12 protein-coding genes and 1 pseudogene are annotated in these 13,146 nt (G+C 70.8%); 4 read left to right on the top strand and 9 right to left on the bottom strand.

The features are described 5' to 3' along the window. Positions 1-9 precede the first annotated feature (9 nt). The 4 genes from IE257_RS26775 to IE257_RS26760 all read right to left on the bottom strand — a co-directional run bounded on the left by IE257_RS26775 (position 10) and on the right by IE257_RS26760 (position 2,887). Complete coding sequence (locus tag IE257_RS26775) at positions 10-489, bottom strand: copper chaperone PCu(A)C (RefSeq protein WP_189972465.1); 480 nt, start codon at positions 487-489, stop codon at positions 10-12. After that, positions 486-1,139 carry an SCO family protein gene (locus IE257_RS26770; RefSeq protein WP_189972464.1) on the bottom strand — a complete coding sequence of 218 codons (654 nt, stop codon included), beginning with the start codon at positions 1,137-1,139 and terminating at the stop codon, positions 486-488. The genes IE257_RS26775 and IE257_RS26770 overlap by 4 nt, the downstream gene beginning before the upstream one ends. Before the next feature lie 70 nt (positions 1,140-1,209). Continuing rightward, positions 1,210-1,935 carry a YcnI family copper-binding membrane protein gene (locus IE257_RS26765; protein WP_189972463.1) on the bottom strand — a complete coding sequence of 242 codons (726 nt, stop codon included), beginning with the start codon at positions 1,933-1,935 and terminating at the stop codon, positions 1,210-1,212. A 109-nt stretch (positions 1,936-2,044) separates the two neighbouring features. Beyond that, positions 2,045-2,887, bottom strand: a complete 843-nt coding sequence (locus IE257_RS26760; RefSeq protein WP_189972462.1) for a hypothetical protein — start codon at positions 2,885-2,887, stop codon at positions 2,045-2,047. Between the two features lie 199 nt (positions 2,888-3,086). Between IE257_RS26760 and IE257_RS26755 the strand changes: the two genes are divergently transcribed. Beyond that, a complete protein-coding gene (locus tag IE257_RS26755) occupies positions 3,087-3,530 on the top strand; it encodes an ATP-binding protein (RefSeq protein ID WP_030383998.1) in 444 nt (147 codons plus the stop codon). Between the two features lie 60 nt (positions 3,531-3,590). On the opposite strand, the gene IE257_RS26750 is transcribed toward IE257_RS26755, so the two are convergent. Further along, a complete protein-coding gene (locus IE257_RS26750; protein WP_189972461.1) occupies positions 3,591-5,057 on the bottom strand; it encodes an aminopeptidase P family protein in 1,467 nt (488 codons plus the stop codon). 119 nt (positions 5,058-5,176) lie between these two features. Continuing rightward, positions 5,177-6,730: a PP2C family protein-serine/threonine phosphatase gene (locus IE257_RS26745; RefSeq protein ID WP_189972460.1), complete on the bottom strand. Its 1,554-nt coding sequence runs from the start codon at positions 6,728-6,730 to the stop codon at positions 5,177-5,179. A gap of 396 nt (positions 6,731-7,126) precedes the next feature. On the opposite strand from IE257_RS26745, the gene IE257_RS26740 reads away from it, so the two are divergent. Both IE257_RS26740 and IE257_RS26735 read left to right on the top strand, forming a co-directional pair. Next, positions 7,127-7,855 carry a bifunctional DNA primase/polymerase gene (locus tag IE257_RS26740; RefSeq protein ID WP_189972459.1) on the top strand — a complete coding sequence of 243 codons (729 nt, stop codon included), beginning with the start codon at positions 7,127-7,129 and terminating at the stop codon, positions 7,853-7,855. A gap of 109 nt (positions 7,856-7,964) precedes the next feature. Then, positions 7,965-8,528: a hypothetical protein gene (locus tag IE257_RS26735; RefSeq protein WP_189972458.1), complete on the top strand. Its 564-nt coding sequence runs from the start codon at positions 7,965-7,967 to the stop codon at positions 8,526-8,528. 180 nt (positions 8,529-8,708) lie between these two features. Here IE257_RS26735 and IE257_RS26730 read toward each other — a convergent pair whose 3' ends face one another. The 3 genes and pseudogenes from IE257_RS26730 to IE257_RS26720 form a co-directional block, all read right to left on the bottom strand. Further along, positions 8,709-9,683, bottom strand: coding sequence for a DUF5926 family protein (locus tag IE257_RS26730; RefSeq protein WP_189972457.1), 975 nt, complete (start codon positions 9,681-9,683; stop codon positions 8,709-8,711). A 222-nt stretch (positions 9,684-9,905) separates the two neighbouring features. Then, positions 9,906-10,543, bottom strand: a pseudogene (locus IE257_RS26725) (ATP-binding protein). Positions 10,544-10,602: 59 nt separating this feature from the next. Beyond that, the gene (locus tag IE257_RS26720) at positions 10,603-11,391 is read right to left on the bottom strand and encodes a glycerophosphodiester phosphodiesterase (RefSeq protein ID WP_189972563.1); all 789 of its coding nucleotides are present in this window, start codon (positions 11,389-11,391) and stop codon (positions 10,603-10,605) included. Between the two features lie 251 nt (positions 11,392-11,642). On the opposite strand from IE257_RS26720, the gene IE257_RS26715 reads away from it, so the two are divergent. Then, entirely contained in the window at positions 11,643-13,136 is a 1,494-nt protein-coding gene (locus IE257_RS26715; RefSeq protein WP_189972456.1) for a S1C family serine protease, read from the top strand. Positions 13,137-13,146 lie beyond the last annotated feature (10 nt).

Raw genomic sequence — 13,146 nt, 5'->3', positions numbered from 1 at the left:
CTCGGTCCGTCAGTGGCCGTTGCCGGCCGTAGAGGTCGGAGCCTGCGCTTTGTACGTCCGGTCCTTCACGTCCAGCTCGACCTTGATTGGGCCGGCCTTCTCGAAGCGGAGCTCGACGGTGACCTTGTCACCGACCTTGGGGGTGCTCTTCAGCCCCATGAACATGATGTGGTTGCCGCCGCGCTCCAGCCGGAGCTCGCCGTTCGCCGGCACGTCCATCGACTGGACCTGCTGCATCTTCTGGTCTTTGGTCTCGTGGATCTGGAGATCGTCGGAGAGCGGGGACGTGGCGCCGGTGAGCTTGTCGGCGGCCCCGGAGCCGTTCTTGATGACCAGGAACCCGCCGGCCATCTTGTCGTTCACGGGCTGGGGCATGAAGGCGCCGCTGACGGTCATCTTCGGCTCGGCTTCGCCGGAGCAGCCGGATATGGCGAGCGCTGCCGTCAGGGAGAGGGCGACAGCGAGGGTACGGGTGGTGCGGGCGGTCACGGGTTCTCTCCCTTGACGAGCTTCGGCAGGTCCTTGGTGTAGTCGTCGACGGTGGTGCCCTCGCCGTAGAGGACGTATCCCTCGTCGGTCTTGGGCGAGAACGCGATGACCTGGGCGCCGTGCATGGAGATGACGTCGCCGTTGGCCTCCTTCTTCGCGGCCTCGATACCGATGCCGAGCGTGCGGGCGGCGGCCTGGATGGTCGCGAAGTCCCCGGTGAGTCCGACGAAGGCGGGGTCCTGCCCCTTGAGCCACGCGCCGAGGACCTCGGGAGTGTCCCTCTCGGGGTCCGTGGTGACGAAGACGACCCGGAGGTTGTCCTGGTCGGCCTGGGGGAGTGCCTTCTTGGCGACGGCGATGTTGCTCATCGTCAGCGGGCACACGTCGGGGCAGCTGGTGTAGCCGAAGTAGATGAGGGTGGGCTTGCCCTTGGTCTGCTCGCGCAGGTTCCACGGCTTGCCCGTGGTGTCCGTGAGGACGAGCTCGGGCTTGCCGAAAGGGCGGTCCAGCACGGTCGCGGCCTTGGTGTTGCTCTGGCCGCCGGAGATCTGGGTGACCCCGCTGGTCTTGGCGGGTTCACCGCCGCAGGCGGTGAGGGTGAGTGCGGCCGCCGCGAGCAGAGCGGCGACCGTCACACGTGTGGTGCGCATGGAGAAATATCCCTGGGATCGGGGGTGCTACGGACGTATCGGAGTGGCAGCGCCCATCGGGCGCGGCAGGTCAGGCGGAGCGGCGGCGCGAGGCGATGCCGAAGGCGACACCGCCGAGTCCGACGACGATGCCGGCGATGCCGAGGGCGCGCGCGGTGGTGTCGGAGCCGTGCTCGGAGGCGGCCTTGTCGTGGCCGTGCTCGGCGCCCTTGTCGGCGTTCTTCGCCTCGTCGGCCTTGGCCCCGCTGTCGTGGTGGTCGTCGCCCTTGGGAGCGGCCAGCTTCAGGACGGGCGCGGGGTTCTGCGGCTCCGCGGCACCTTCCTTGGCCTCCTCGATCCAGCGGACGACCTCACCGTTGTCGTACGTCTGGATGGACTTGAAGACCATCTGGTCGACGCTCTCGGGCAGCTTGCCCACGGAGAGCGGGAACTGCTGGAACTTCCCGGGCTCGATCTTGCCGCCGGTCCAGGTCACCTTGGTGACGGCCTCGTTGATCTGCTTGCCGTGGACCGTCAGCGGCTTGTCGAGCTTGCTCTTCTCGACCGTCACGGTCCAGCCGGGAACGTCCTGCGGCATCACGGAGGTGAGCGGCTGGTCGATCGGGAAGTTGACCTCCAGCTGGGTGGTCGACGCATTGTCCCGCTCGTTGGGGACCTTGAAGTTGATCGTCGCGTAGCCACCCTTGGCGGCCTCGCCGACGGGCTGCACGCCGACGTGGGCGAAGGCAGGTCCGGAGAGGACGAAGACGGAACCGGCGGCGATGGCGGCGGCGATGGAGACGCGAGAGGTCTTCATGGCAGGAACACTCCACGGAAGCAGTGATGGCGGTGCTCCGCGCACGGGCGCGCGCGGAGATTCGCGGCGCCGGTGCTCCCGCTCTGTGTCCGGGAAGGTGGGTGCCGCGTCAGGCTGCGAGGGCGAGCGCCGCGGGCGGCCCGCGCCGGATGACCGTGTGCTGGAGTGCTTCCCGGCCGGTCGACAGGGCCGGGTCGAACCCGGTCCGCAGGACCCGCGGGGTGCGGGCGGCCGCCCCCGGGAGCCCGGAACCGAGGGCGCGTACGAACGCCAGCGCGGCGCGCAGCGGACGGATCGGGGCGGCTTCGGCGGAACGCCGGGACAGTTCGACGAGTCGAAAGAGTGCGGCGTCGCCGCGACCGAGCAGCCAGCCCGCGGCGAGTGCGGCCAGCAGGTGACCGGCCAGCATGGCCGGGCTCAACAGGCCGGTCGCGGGTGCGGTGGTGATTGCCTGGGCCACGTGGGCGTGCGCGCCGTGGCCCTGCGCCACGACCTGCGCGGCCTGTCCGGCCTGTCCCGCCTGCTCGGCAAGAGCGGCCGGGTCCAGGCCGGCGGCCTCCAGGATCTGCCGGGCATCGGCCGGGCTGAGCGGTACGGAGTTGCCCCCGCACACCAGCCGGGCGGCGAGCTCCGCGAGCGGGACGTCGGCGGCGCCGGCCGGTGCCTGCGCGGCCGTGGCGCCGTGCTGGCCGAGGCCGAACAGCGCGTGCAGGCCGAGCTGACCGGCCGTGAGCGCGGTGGCGAGGCCGGGAAGGGTCCGCCGGCGGCCGGCGAGCGGGGCCGCGACGGCGAAGACTGCGAGCACGCCGAAGCAGAGGGACCACCAGGGCACGCTGGCGCAGGACGCCAGGGCGTGCCCGGTCGCGGACAGCACGACACAGACCGCGGTGAACACCGCGGCCCGGATCAGCCGGAGGCCGGCTCCGGCGTGCGTCGCGTGGGGGTCAGACATGGCCGGGTCATCATCGCACTGCCCTCGGGCCCTTCATACGGCAGGTCCGGAAGGTCCGCATGAGTCCTCTCTGTGCGGACCATCCGGACTGCCGCATACACCGCTCCCCGGGAGAGTCACATCGGCCGAACGGGCGTATTGAGGTCTCGGACGGTCGCAGGGCGCTTACGCCCCCTCGCGGACGGCAATAGGTAACCGTATGAGCATCTGGTGGTCTCTCCACTTGAGGCGCGAAGCCGCGAGCGTGCCGCTCGCCAGGCGACTGCTGCTGGGGACTATGGAGACCGCGGGGGTGGATCCGGACATCTCCTTCGATCTCTCGGTGGCGCTGAGCGAGGCGTGTGCGAACGCGGTGGAGCACGGCGGAGGTGGCGAAATCCCGGACGATGCCGAGGCGTACCACGTCACGGCCTATCTGGACGGGGACCGCTGCCGCATCGAGGTGACCGACTCCGGTCCGGGTTTCCCGCCCGCGACGGTGGCCCGCCGCAGACCCTCCCTGGCCGAACACGGTCGGGGCCTGCACCTGATCGCCGAGCTCGCCGACCACGTCCGCTTCCGCAACCGGCCTGGCCGCGGGGCCGTGGTGAGCTTCGACAAGATGCTGAAGTGGCGCGACGACGCGCTGCTGAAGGTGTCCTAGGAACGCAGGTGGGCGGGATCCCGTAGGGGATCCCGCCCACCGATGCGCGACGCGCAGACGTCAGCCCTTCAGGCCGGCCATCCAGGCCTCGACGTCGCTCGAGGTACGGGGCAGCCCGGCCGACAGGTTCCGGTTGCCGTCCTCGGTGACGAGGATGTCGTCCTCGATCCGGACGCCGATGCCGCGGTACTCCTCCGGCACGGTCAGGTCGTCGGCCTGGAAGTACAGACCCGGCTCGACGGTCAGGCACATGCCCGGCTCCAGCGTCCCGTCGACATATGCCTCGCGGCGGGCTGCGGCGCAGTCGTGGACGTCCATGCCGAGCATGTGACCGGTGCCGTGCAGGGTCCAGCGGCGCTGCAGACCCAGCTCCAGGACCCGCTCGACCGGACCCTCCAGCACGCCCCACTCGACGAGCTTCTCGGCCAGTACGTGCTGGGAGGCGTCGTGGAAGTCGCGGAACTTCGCACCCGGCTTCACGGCGGCGATGCCGGCTTCCTGGGACTCGTACACGGCGTCGTAGATCTTGCGCTGGATGTCGCTGTACGTGCCGTTGATCGGCAGCGTGCGCGTGACGTCGGCGGTGTAGAGGCTGTGGGTCTCCACACCGGCGTCGAGCAGCAGCAGGTCACCGGAGCGGACGTCGCCGTCGTTGCGGACCCAGTGCAGGGTGCAGGCGTGCGGGCCGGCGGCGCAGATGGAGCCGTAGCCGATGTCGTTGCCCTCGACGCGGGCGCGCAGGAAGAAGGTGCCCTCGATGTAGCGCTCGGACGTGGCCTCGGCCTTGTCCAGGACCTTCACGACGTCCTCGAAGCCGCGGACGGTCGAGTCCACGGCCTTCTGCAGCTCGCCGATCTCGAAGGAGTCCTTCACCGCACGGGCCTCGGAGAGGTAGACGCGCAGTTCCTCGTCGCGCTCCTTGGTCACCTTGTCGGTGAGGGCGGACTCGATGACCGCGTCGTGGCCGCGCACGACGCGGACCGGGCCCTCGGCCTCGGTGAGGGCCTCGGCGAGCTCGCGGACGTCCTTCGCGGGGACGCCCAGGAGCTGCTCCGCCTCGGCGAGGGAGTGCCGGCGGCCGACCCACAGTTCGCCCTGGCCGGACAGCCAGAACTCGCCGTTCTCGCGGTCGGAGCGCGGCAGCAGGTAAATGGTGGCGGTGTGCCCGGTCGGCCCCGTCGGCTCCAGGACCAGGACGCCGTTCTCGGTCTGGTCGCCCGTGAGGTAGGCGTACTCGGTCGAGGCGCGGAAGGGGTACTCGGTGTCGTTCGAGCGGGTCTTAAGGCGGCCCGCGGGGATGACGAGGCGCTCGCCCGGGAAGCGCCGGGACAGTGCGTCGCGGCGGGCGAGGGTGTGCGTGGCCTGGGCGATGGGCTCCAGCCCGTGCAGCTCGGTGTCGGCCCAGCCGGTGCGCATGTTCTCTCCGAGTTCGTCGCTGACGCCCGGGTACAGACCGTTCTTGCGCTGCTTGTGCGTCTTCTTGGGCTGCTCTTCTTCCGGGGTCTCCGGGGTGAGCTCGTCAGCCACGTCTTCTCCTCAGCTACGACGGTACGGACCTGGGTGTGGACCGTATCCATCGTATGCGTGTACGGAGAGGGCTGTTCCGAATCATGCCGTCCGTCACGATTCGGAACATGCTCCGGGCATCATTCGAAGCGGGCGGCGAGCAGCACGATGTCCTCGGGCGCCTCGGTCGGCTCCCCGCCGGGCAGCACGGTCCGCAGGATGTGCTCGCACAGGGCCGCCGGGTCGTCGCGGGCGCTGCGGGGTACGCCCGCGGCCGCGGCGTGCAGCCGGGCGTAGGCCCGGTCCATCGGGTCGCCCGTGTGGTGGAGCAGCCCGTCGGTGTAGAGAAGCACCGTTTCTCCGGGAGCGGGTTCGATCTCCACGCTCGGTGCCTCCCAGCAGGACAGCATGCCCAGCGGGGCGGAGAGCGAGGTCTCCACGTACTCGGTGCGGTGCTCGCCGATCAGCAACGGCGGGGTGTGCCCGGCGCCGGCCAGGATGATCTTGCTGCCCCGGCCTCCCGACTGCGACCCACCGGCGGGCTCGCAGTAGGCGAAGAGCGCGGTGGCGGAGCGGGCGGGCTCGGTGAGGCGCAGCAACAGCTCCAGGTCGGACAGGACCGCCACGGGGTCCTCGCCCTCCATGACGGCGTAGGCGCGCAGCGATGCGCGCAGCCGGCCCATCGCGGCGACGGCGCTCGGTCCGGATCCCGTGACGGAGCCGACGGCCAGGCCCAGGGCTCCCTCGGGCAGCGGCAGGGCGTCGTACCAGTCGCCCCCGCCACGGGGCCCGGCGTGGTGGCGGGCCGCCAGCTGCACCCCGGGGAGCCGCGGGAGCCGGCTCGGCAGCAGTTCCTCGGCGACGGTGGCCAGGTGCGAGCGGGAGCGCTCCACCTCCAGCATCCGGGCCAGATGCTCGGCGGCGTGCCTCACGTACAGCCCGGCGAGGTCGCGCTGGCGGTCGCTCGGCTCGGCCTGCTCGTCGTAGAGCCAGACGGCCGCGCCGAGCCGGCCGGTGGCCTCGGCAGTGAGGGGGAGGGCGTAACTGGCGGCGTAGCCGAGGCGGGCGGCGACCTCCCGGTGGCGGGGGTCGACGGGGGCGGCGAACCCCCCGGTGCCGGGGGGCGCGTCCGGTTCGGGGAGGACCTCGGAGCCGCCCTGGGCGTCGGGCAGACCGTCGAGGATCCGCCCGTAGGAGGTGGCGCTGCGCGGCACGGTCTCGATGTGGCCGAGCTCTGCGTGGCCGAGCCCGAGGCCGATCGTGCTGGTCGGGCCGAGTCCGTCGGAGGGCTCCAGGACGATCAGACCGCGGCGCGCTCCGACGAGTGCGGCGCCGGCGCGCAGGAACTCGCGCAGGGAAGTGTCGAGGTCAGTGGCGCGGGCGAGGCGCTCGGTGAGCTCGTGCAGGGTGGTGAGATCCGAGACCATGCCCGCCAGGCGGTCCTGGATGACACTGCCCGGGCCGGGCGGAGGGGCCGGTGCGGGGGTGGTCCGGGCGGGCGTGGGCGCCGCAGTGTGCGGCGACACAGTGACTGCTGGATCGATTCCAGCCACTTTCGGCAGATGCGGGGCGCTCACGGCGTCCGCCTTTCCACCTGGTGCGATTCGCCAAATAGCATCGCAAACCCCCAGATCGTGCTGCACCGCCATCAAGGAATCCACATCTACACGCAGACGTGGATGCATGTCCAGCATTGCCCAGGTGGGAATCCTGGTGTCCGTGGGACGGCAACTCACTGTCGAGCCAAGGCTAGAACTTGGCCGGAAAAAGCTGGAAGCAGTCGGTTTTTGCGATCGACTGAGCGGGCTCCTCAGGGGGTCGGGTACGTACTCGTAGAGGCCCGGGGCCAGTTGGCGCCACCGGGAACCGCCCGGCACGGGCCGTCGTCCTTAGCGGCGGCAGCCGGTCCCGGCGGCCGACGCGGGTCGCGCTCCACCCCCGCGGGACGTTTGATGGACCCGTAAGAAATCTGCACGAACCGTGTGAACCTGCTTCTGGCGGACAGTGACGCGAAACCTGTACGTGTGGTGAGACACCGGTTACATGGTGTGATGTGGCCCTCGGCGTTCAACGGAAAGGAACGAGCGCACATGCGCGAGATCCTCGGAAGGCGTCTCCAGCGGCTCCGCGATCGCTTTCAATCCCTGCGCCCCGACCCGGGACAGAGCGGCGGCACGTCCGCCCTGCTCGACGCGGCGCTCGTCTGCGCCATCACCTGGCAATGGCCCGTCCTGCCCGGCGTCGGCCGATCGGGCCCCGACGGAGCCGGATGCGCCTGCCCCGACCCCGACTGCGTCGTCCCCGGCGCACACCCCTTCGACCCCGGCCTGCTCGCCGCCACCACCGATCCCCGGATGGTGGCCTGGTGGTGGACCAACCGGCCCACCGCTCCCGTCCTGATGGCCACCGGAGGCGCCGCGCCGTGCGCGGTCAGCCTGCCGGCCGGCGCGGCCGCACGCGCCCTCGTACGACTGGACGCACTGGGCATGCGGCTCGGGCCGGTCGTGGCAACGCCCACCCGTTGGGCGCTGATGGTGGCGCCCTACTCGCTGGAGCGGCTCGGCGAACTCCTGTACGCGAAGGACCACGTGCCCTCCTCACTGCGCTTCCACGGCGAGGGCGGCTACCTGTTGCTGCCGCCTTCCGCAGCCTCCAGCGGCGGCCAGGTGCGCTGGGAACGGGAGCCGCGCGCGGACCGGCGCCCGTCGGGGGCGCGAGGTGCGGGAAGTCTCTGGCTGCCCGAGGTCGAGGCGGTCGTGGACGCACTGGTCGAGGCCAGCAGTGGTGCGCCCGGCGGTGGCAGCAGGCTCGCGTACTGACCTGCAAGCCACCCGAGGATCACTCGTAAGGGTGCCAGCGGGACGAGTTTCCAAGGGAATTGGGCGCGGGGATCTCTGTGCCCCATTCCCGCCTCGCTATCTTCGGCGAATGAATCTCCGCCTGATCGGTATCGGTGCCGGTGTGCTGATCATCTTGTCGCTCCCGCTCGCCGGAGCGATCGCCAGGCCGGATTTCGCCGGTCAGGATGACGGAAAGGGTGGCGGCCTGTTCTCGGTGCTCGGGCTTTCGGACCGCTCCCGCACGTCTCCCGCGGACTCGGCGCCGGCGACCGGCCCGCAGCAGCCCGGCCCGGCCGAGCAGCCCCGTACGGATTCCCGCTGCGGCCCCGAACTGTCCTCGCCGCACGGGGTGGAGGCGCAGACCTGCGTGCTGGTGGGTGACGGCCGGACGTGGGGCCGGAGTTACTACCGAAACACAAGCGGTCGCGCACTGGATGCGGTGCTGACGATGATGGGGCCGGCCGGGCGCACGGTCCAGATCAGGTGCGCGGTGGGAGCGGGCGACGAACCGGGCCTGTGCGAGACGCCGAAGGAGGCCTCGGTCGGGGAGCCGGAGAGTTACTCGGCCGTAGCGGAATTTGCAGTTCCGGATGATGAAGGGGAACTGCTCTTGAGGTCCGGGAGCAACTCACCGGCACCAGGTGATGGTTGACCACACCCTGAAAATCAAGGGCCCGGTCGCTGGCGACGGGGGATGCACCAGCGACCGGGCTACAAGAACGGTAACAAGAGATCGCCTGTTCGCAAATTCGATCTCCGATATTCAGACACCGATTTGCAGACGATTAGCGGGAGTTGTGACTCCGGTCACCGACTCCACGCGTGCGCTCGGTCAGCTGAGGGTCACCTGGCGGTTGGTGAGTCCGCCACGCGCCCGGCGCTCCTCCGTGGTCAGCGGGGCGTCCGTGGCCAGGGCTCCGGCCAGCCGCTCCGCGAACTCTGCCGCGGGCTTTTCGACGTCGTCGGCCGTGACCCCGGTGGGCAGGTCCCAGACGGGGACCATCAGGCCGTGCGCGCGGAAGGAGCCGACGAGCTTCGTGCCCTCTCCGAGCGAGGAGGTGCCGGCCGCGTGCAGCCGCGCGAGGGCGTCGAGCAGCTTCTCCTCCGGGTGCGGCATGACCCAGCGCAGGTGGTTCTTGTCCGGGGTCTCGCACCAGTAGGCGGCGTCCACGCCGGTCAGCTTGACGGTGGGAATGGCGGCGGCGTTGGCCCGCTCCAGCGAAGCGGCGATCTCCGGCGAGGCGTTCTGGGCGCTCTCGGATTCCGGAATCCAGAATTCGAACCCGCTGTGCACAACCGGCTCGAAACCGCCGTCGGTGTCCAGGAGATCCTGAAGTCGGGGACCCTCGGCCGGAACCCGGCGGGCGGCAACCGGCGTACCCGGCTCCGCCGCGAGGGCACGCTCCAGGGTGTCGGCCATGTCGCGGCCGAGGTCGCCGGAGGAGGACTCGTTCTGCAGGCCGAGGAGGACGGACCCGTCCTCGCGGCGCAGTGCCGGCCACGCCATGGGCAGTACGGTCACCAGCGTCACGGAGGGCACGCCCTCGGGCAGACCGCCCTTGAGGGACAGCGGGACGGTGGCCGCGGGCACGAGCTCGCGCAGGGCGACCCAGTCGCACTCGCCCGGCAGGCCCTCGAACGGGCGCTGCACGTGCTCGGTGACGGCGTGCGCGGCGGCCGCGCCGTGGCAGGCCTTGTAGCGGCGGCCGGACCCGCAGGGGCAGGGCTCGCGGGCGCCCACAACGGGGATCTCACCGTTGTTGAGCTGCGGCTTTGCAGTCTTGGCTGCGGGGCGCTTCTTGGCCATCGTGCGTGTCTCCCGGTTGCGGCGGTACGGCGTCGTGTCTGGGCGCGAGCCTAGCCGTTCGTACCGCCGGAACCGGTTGGGTGCGGCCGGGAGCACGGTCGGCGTGCGCTCCCGGACGGCCGCCTGTGCGGATGACCGGTACTGCTGTCGTGCTGTCGTGCTGTCGTGCTGTGTAGCTCGTTGCCGTGCTGCTGTGTCCGTCGTGCGGTCGGCGATCCCGGCTCAGGGATCGAGGTCGTCGAAGGCCGTACTGAAGTCGATCGCCGGGGGCGCAACGCGCGTAGCGAAATCCTCGTGCCGGGGCCCACAGGCAACGATCACCCACACGGTGACCTCACCCGCCGCTCCGTCCCGGACACCCCAGTCCTGGGCCAGGGCGCTGATGATGTTCAGCCCCCGGCCGCCCCGTGCGGTGACCGAGGGCGTGGCCGGGACCGGGCGGGTGGGCCCGCCGCCGTCCGTGACCTCGACCGTCAGTCGTCCCGCTCTGTCGACGCGCCATGCGGCGCGTATCTCCCCGTCCCCGACTTCCCGAGAGCCCAGGGGCCTGCCGTGTCGACAGGCGTTGCTGAGCAGTTCGGAAAGGATCAGTACGGCATCGTCCACGACCGATTCGGGCACACCGCTGATACGCAGTTGTTCGCGCATTCGGTGTCTCGCCTCGCCCACGCCCGCAGGACCATGGCGTACGTCCATGCACGACGACGTGGGCACTTCTTGTGCCACCACCAACGCCACCCCCGGAACCTCCTTAGCCCCACGCATGGTCTGGATGCCCCAATGGCCTGGACCGGAAACCGCCGAAGGAGTCCGAAGCGCGCCCCTCTGACGCATTCATGCCGACCAAATGCGGAGCGGATGCGCCGGAGCACACCCTGTTACGGACGTGCCGCGGGTGACGGGTGTGCAAATCGGGATGTCAGCGTCCGAGTTGGGACAGAACTTGGCGGGGTCTGTTCGTGATGATGGCCTCCACGCCCAGATCAGCGCAGAGCTGAACGTCTTCCGGTTCGTTCACTGTCCATACGTGCACGGAGTGGCCCGCGCCCTGGAGCTTGTGGATGAAGCCGGGATGGTTGCGCACGATCCGCATCCCGGGACCGGCGATCGTCACTCCGGCCGGCAGCCGCCCGTCCCGCATCCGCGGCGAGATGAACTGCATCAGGTACACGGTCGGGATCGTCGGCGCGGAAGCCCGGATCCGGTGCAGGGAGCGTGCCGAGAAGCTCATGACGCGCACCGGGTGCGGCCCCTCGGCGGGCGGGGCGTCCAGATCGAAGCGCTTGAGGAGGGCGAGGAGGCGTTCCTCCACCTGTCCGGCCCAGCGGGTCGGATGCTTCGTCTCGATCGCGAGCTGCACCGGCCGTCCGGCGTCGGAGACCAGCTCCAGCAGGCGCTCCAGGGTGAGGACCGAGGTGCGCTCGGGGTCCGCGTCCCAGTCGGGGGACTCCTCGCGGTCCTTCCAGGAGCCGAAGTCGAGGGCGGCGAGATCGGCCAGTTCCAGGGCGGAGACCGCGCCGCGGCCGTTCGAGGTGCGGTTCACCCGGCGGTCGTGGACCAGGACCAGATGGCCGTCCGCGGTGAGCCGGACATCGCATTCGAGGCCGTCGGCGCCGTCCTCGATGGCCTTGCGGTAGGCGGCCAGCGTGTGCTCTGGGGCATCCTCCGAGGCGCCGCGGTGGGCGACGACCTGGATGGTGCGCGGCATTGCGTGGGTCACCGGGTCATGGTGCCACCGAGAGGTCCCCGGGCGCCGGGCGCGGGCGCGTATCGGCCCCATGAGCGCATCCGTAATGTCGGATATAAAGAATGGGGAGAGATGCACAGGTCCGGCTTACAGTGCTCTGACGGGTCATGGGAAAGGCTTTGCCCAGGAACTTGTGCGGCACGTCGAACGTTCAGTCGGACCGATATCGCCAGAGAATTTTCCGAAGCCGTGTGTGACGAGGAGAGAGCGCTGTGAGCACCGAGAACGAGGGCACCGCGGCCCCGACACCCCCCGCGGCCCCGTCCGTACCCCCTGCTCCGGCCTCCGAGACGCAGGATGCGGCCCCCGCGCCCGCCGTCCCCGAGCCGGTGACCCAGCAGCTGCCGCCCACTCCGGCCCCCGGTACCGAGCCCACCCAGCAGATCCCGCCCACAGCGGCGCCCGCGGCCGCCCCGGCCTATGGCGAGGGCCACGCCCCGGCGTACGGCGGGCCCCAGGCCCAGGCGGCGCACGGCGCCGAGGGCTGGCCGCCCCCGCCGCCCACCGTTCCGGCGTACGGAGCGGGCGGCCACGGCGGCGGTGCCTGGGGTGCTCCCCTGACGGCCGACGGCGCCCCCGCGCCGAAGCAGAAGGGCAAGGGCGGCCTCGTCGCGGCTGTGCTGGTGGCGGCCCTCCTCGCGGGCGGCATCGGCGGTGGCGTCGGCTACTGGGCTGCCGAGCGCAGCAACAACGGCACCGGCTCCACCACGATCAGCGCCGCGAACACCCCCAAGGACCTCAAGCGCGAGGCCGGCTCCATCGCCGGTCTGGCCGCGGGGGCCCTGCCCAGCGTGGTCACCATCGAGGCCTCGGCCGGCGACGGCGAGGGCGGCACCGGCACCGGCTTCGTCTACGACCAGCAGGGCCACATCCTCACCAACAACCACGTCGTGGCCTCGGCCGCGAACGGCGGCAAGCTCTTCGCGACGTTCTCCGACGGCAAGCGGTACGACGCCGAGGTCGTGGGCCGCGCCCAGGGCTACGACGTCGCCGTCCTCAAGCTGAAGAACCCGCCGGCCGGCCTCAAGCCGCTGCCGCTCGGCGACTCCGACAAGGTCGCGGTCGGCGACTCGACCATCGCGATCGGCGCCCCCTTCGGCCTGTCGAACACGGTCACCACCGGCATCGTGAGCGCCAAGAACCGCCCGGTCGCCTCCGGCGACGGCACCGGCAGCAAGAACTCGTACATGAGTGCCCTCCAGACGGACGCCTCGATCAACCCGGGCAACTCCGGCGGCCCGCTGCTCGACGGACGCGGCGCGGTCATCGGTATCAACTCCGCGATCCAGTCGGCGGGCAACGGCGGCTTCGGCGGCGGCCAGGCCGGCTCCATCGGCCTCGGCTTCGCCATCCCGGTCAACCAGGCGAAGAACGTCGCCGAATCGCTGATCAAGACGGGCAAGCCCGTCTACCCGGTGATCTCGGTCTCCGTGGACCTGCAGGCCAAGTCCGAGGGCGCCAAGATCTCCGAACAGGGCGCGGCCGCCAACGAGCTGGTGGACCCGAACGGCCCCGCCGGCAAGGCGGGCCTCAAGCCGGGCGACGTCATCACCGAGTTCGGCGGCAAGCCGGTCGACAGCGGCCCGACCCTTATCAGCATGATCTGGACGTACAAGCCCGGCGACACCGTGAAGCTGACCTACCTGCGTGGCGGCAAGCCGACCACGGTCGACATCACGCTCGGCTCCCGGGTCGGCGACAAGTAGCACCACCGGT

It is taken from the genome of Streptomyces avidinii, from assembly GCF_014650695.1.
GTDB classification, from domain to species: domain Bacteria; phylum Actinomycetota; class Actinomycetes; order Streptomycetales; family Streptomycetaceae; genus Streptomyces; species Streptomyces avidinii.
The sequence above is the reverse complement of the archived record's forward strand: the minus strand, read 5'-3'. Positions and strand labels throughout refer to the sequence as shown.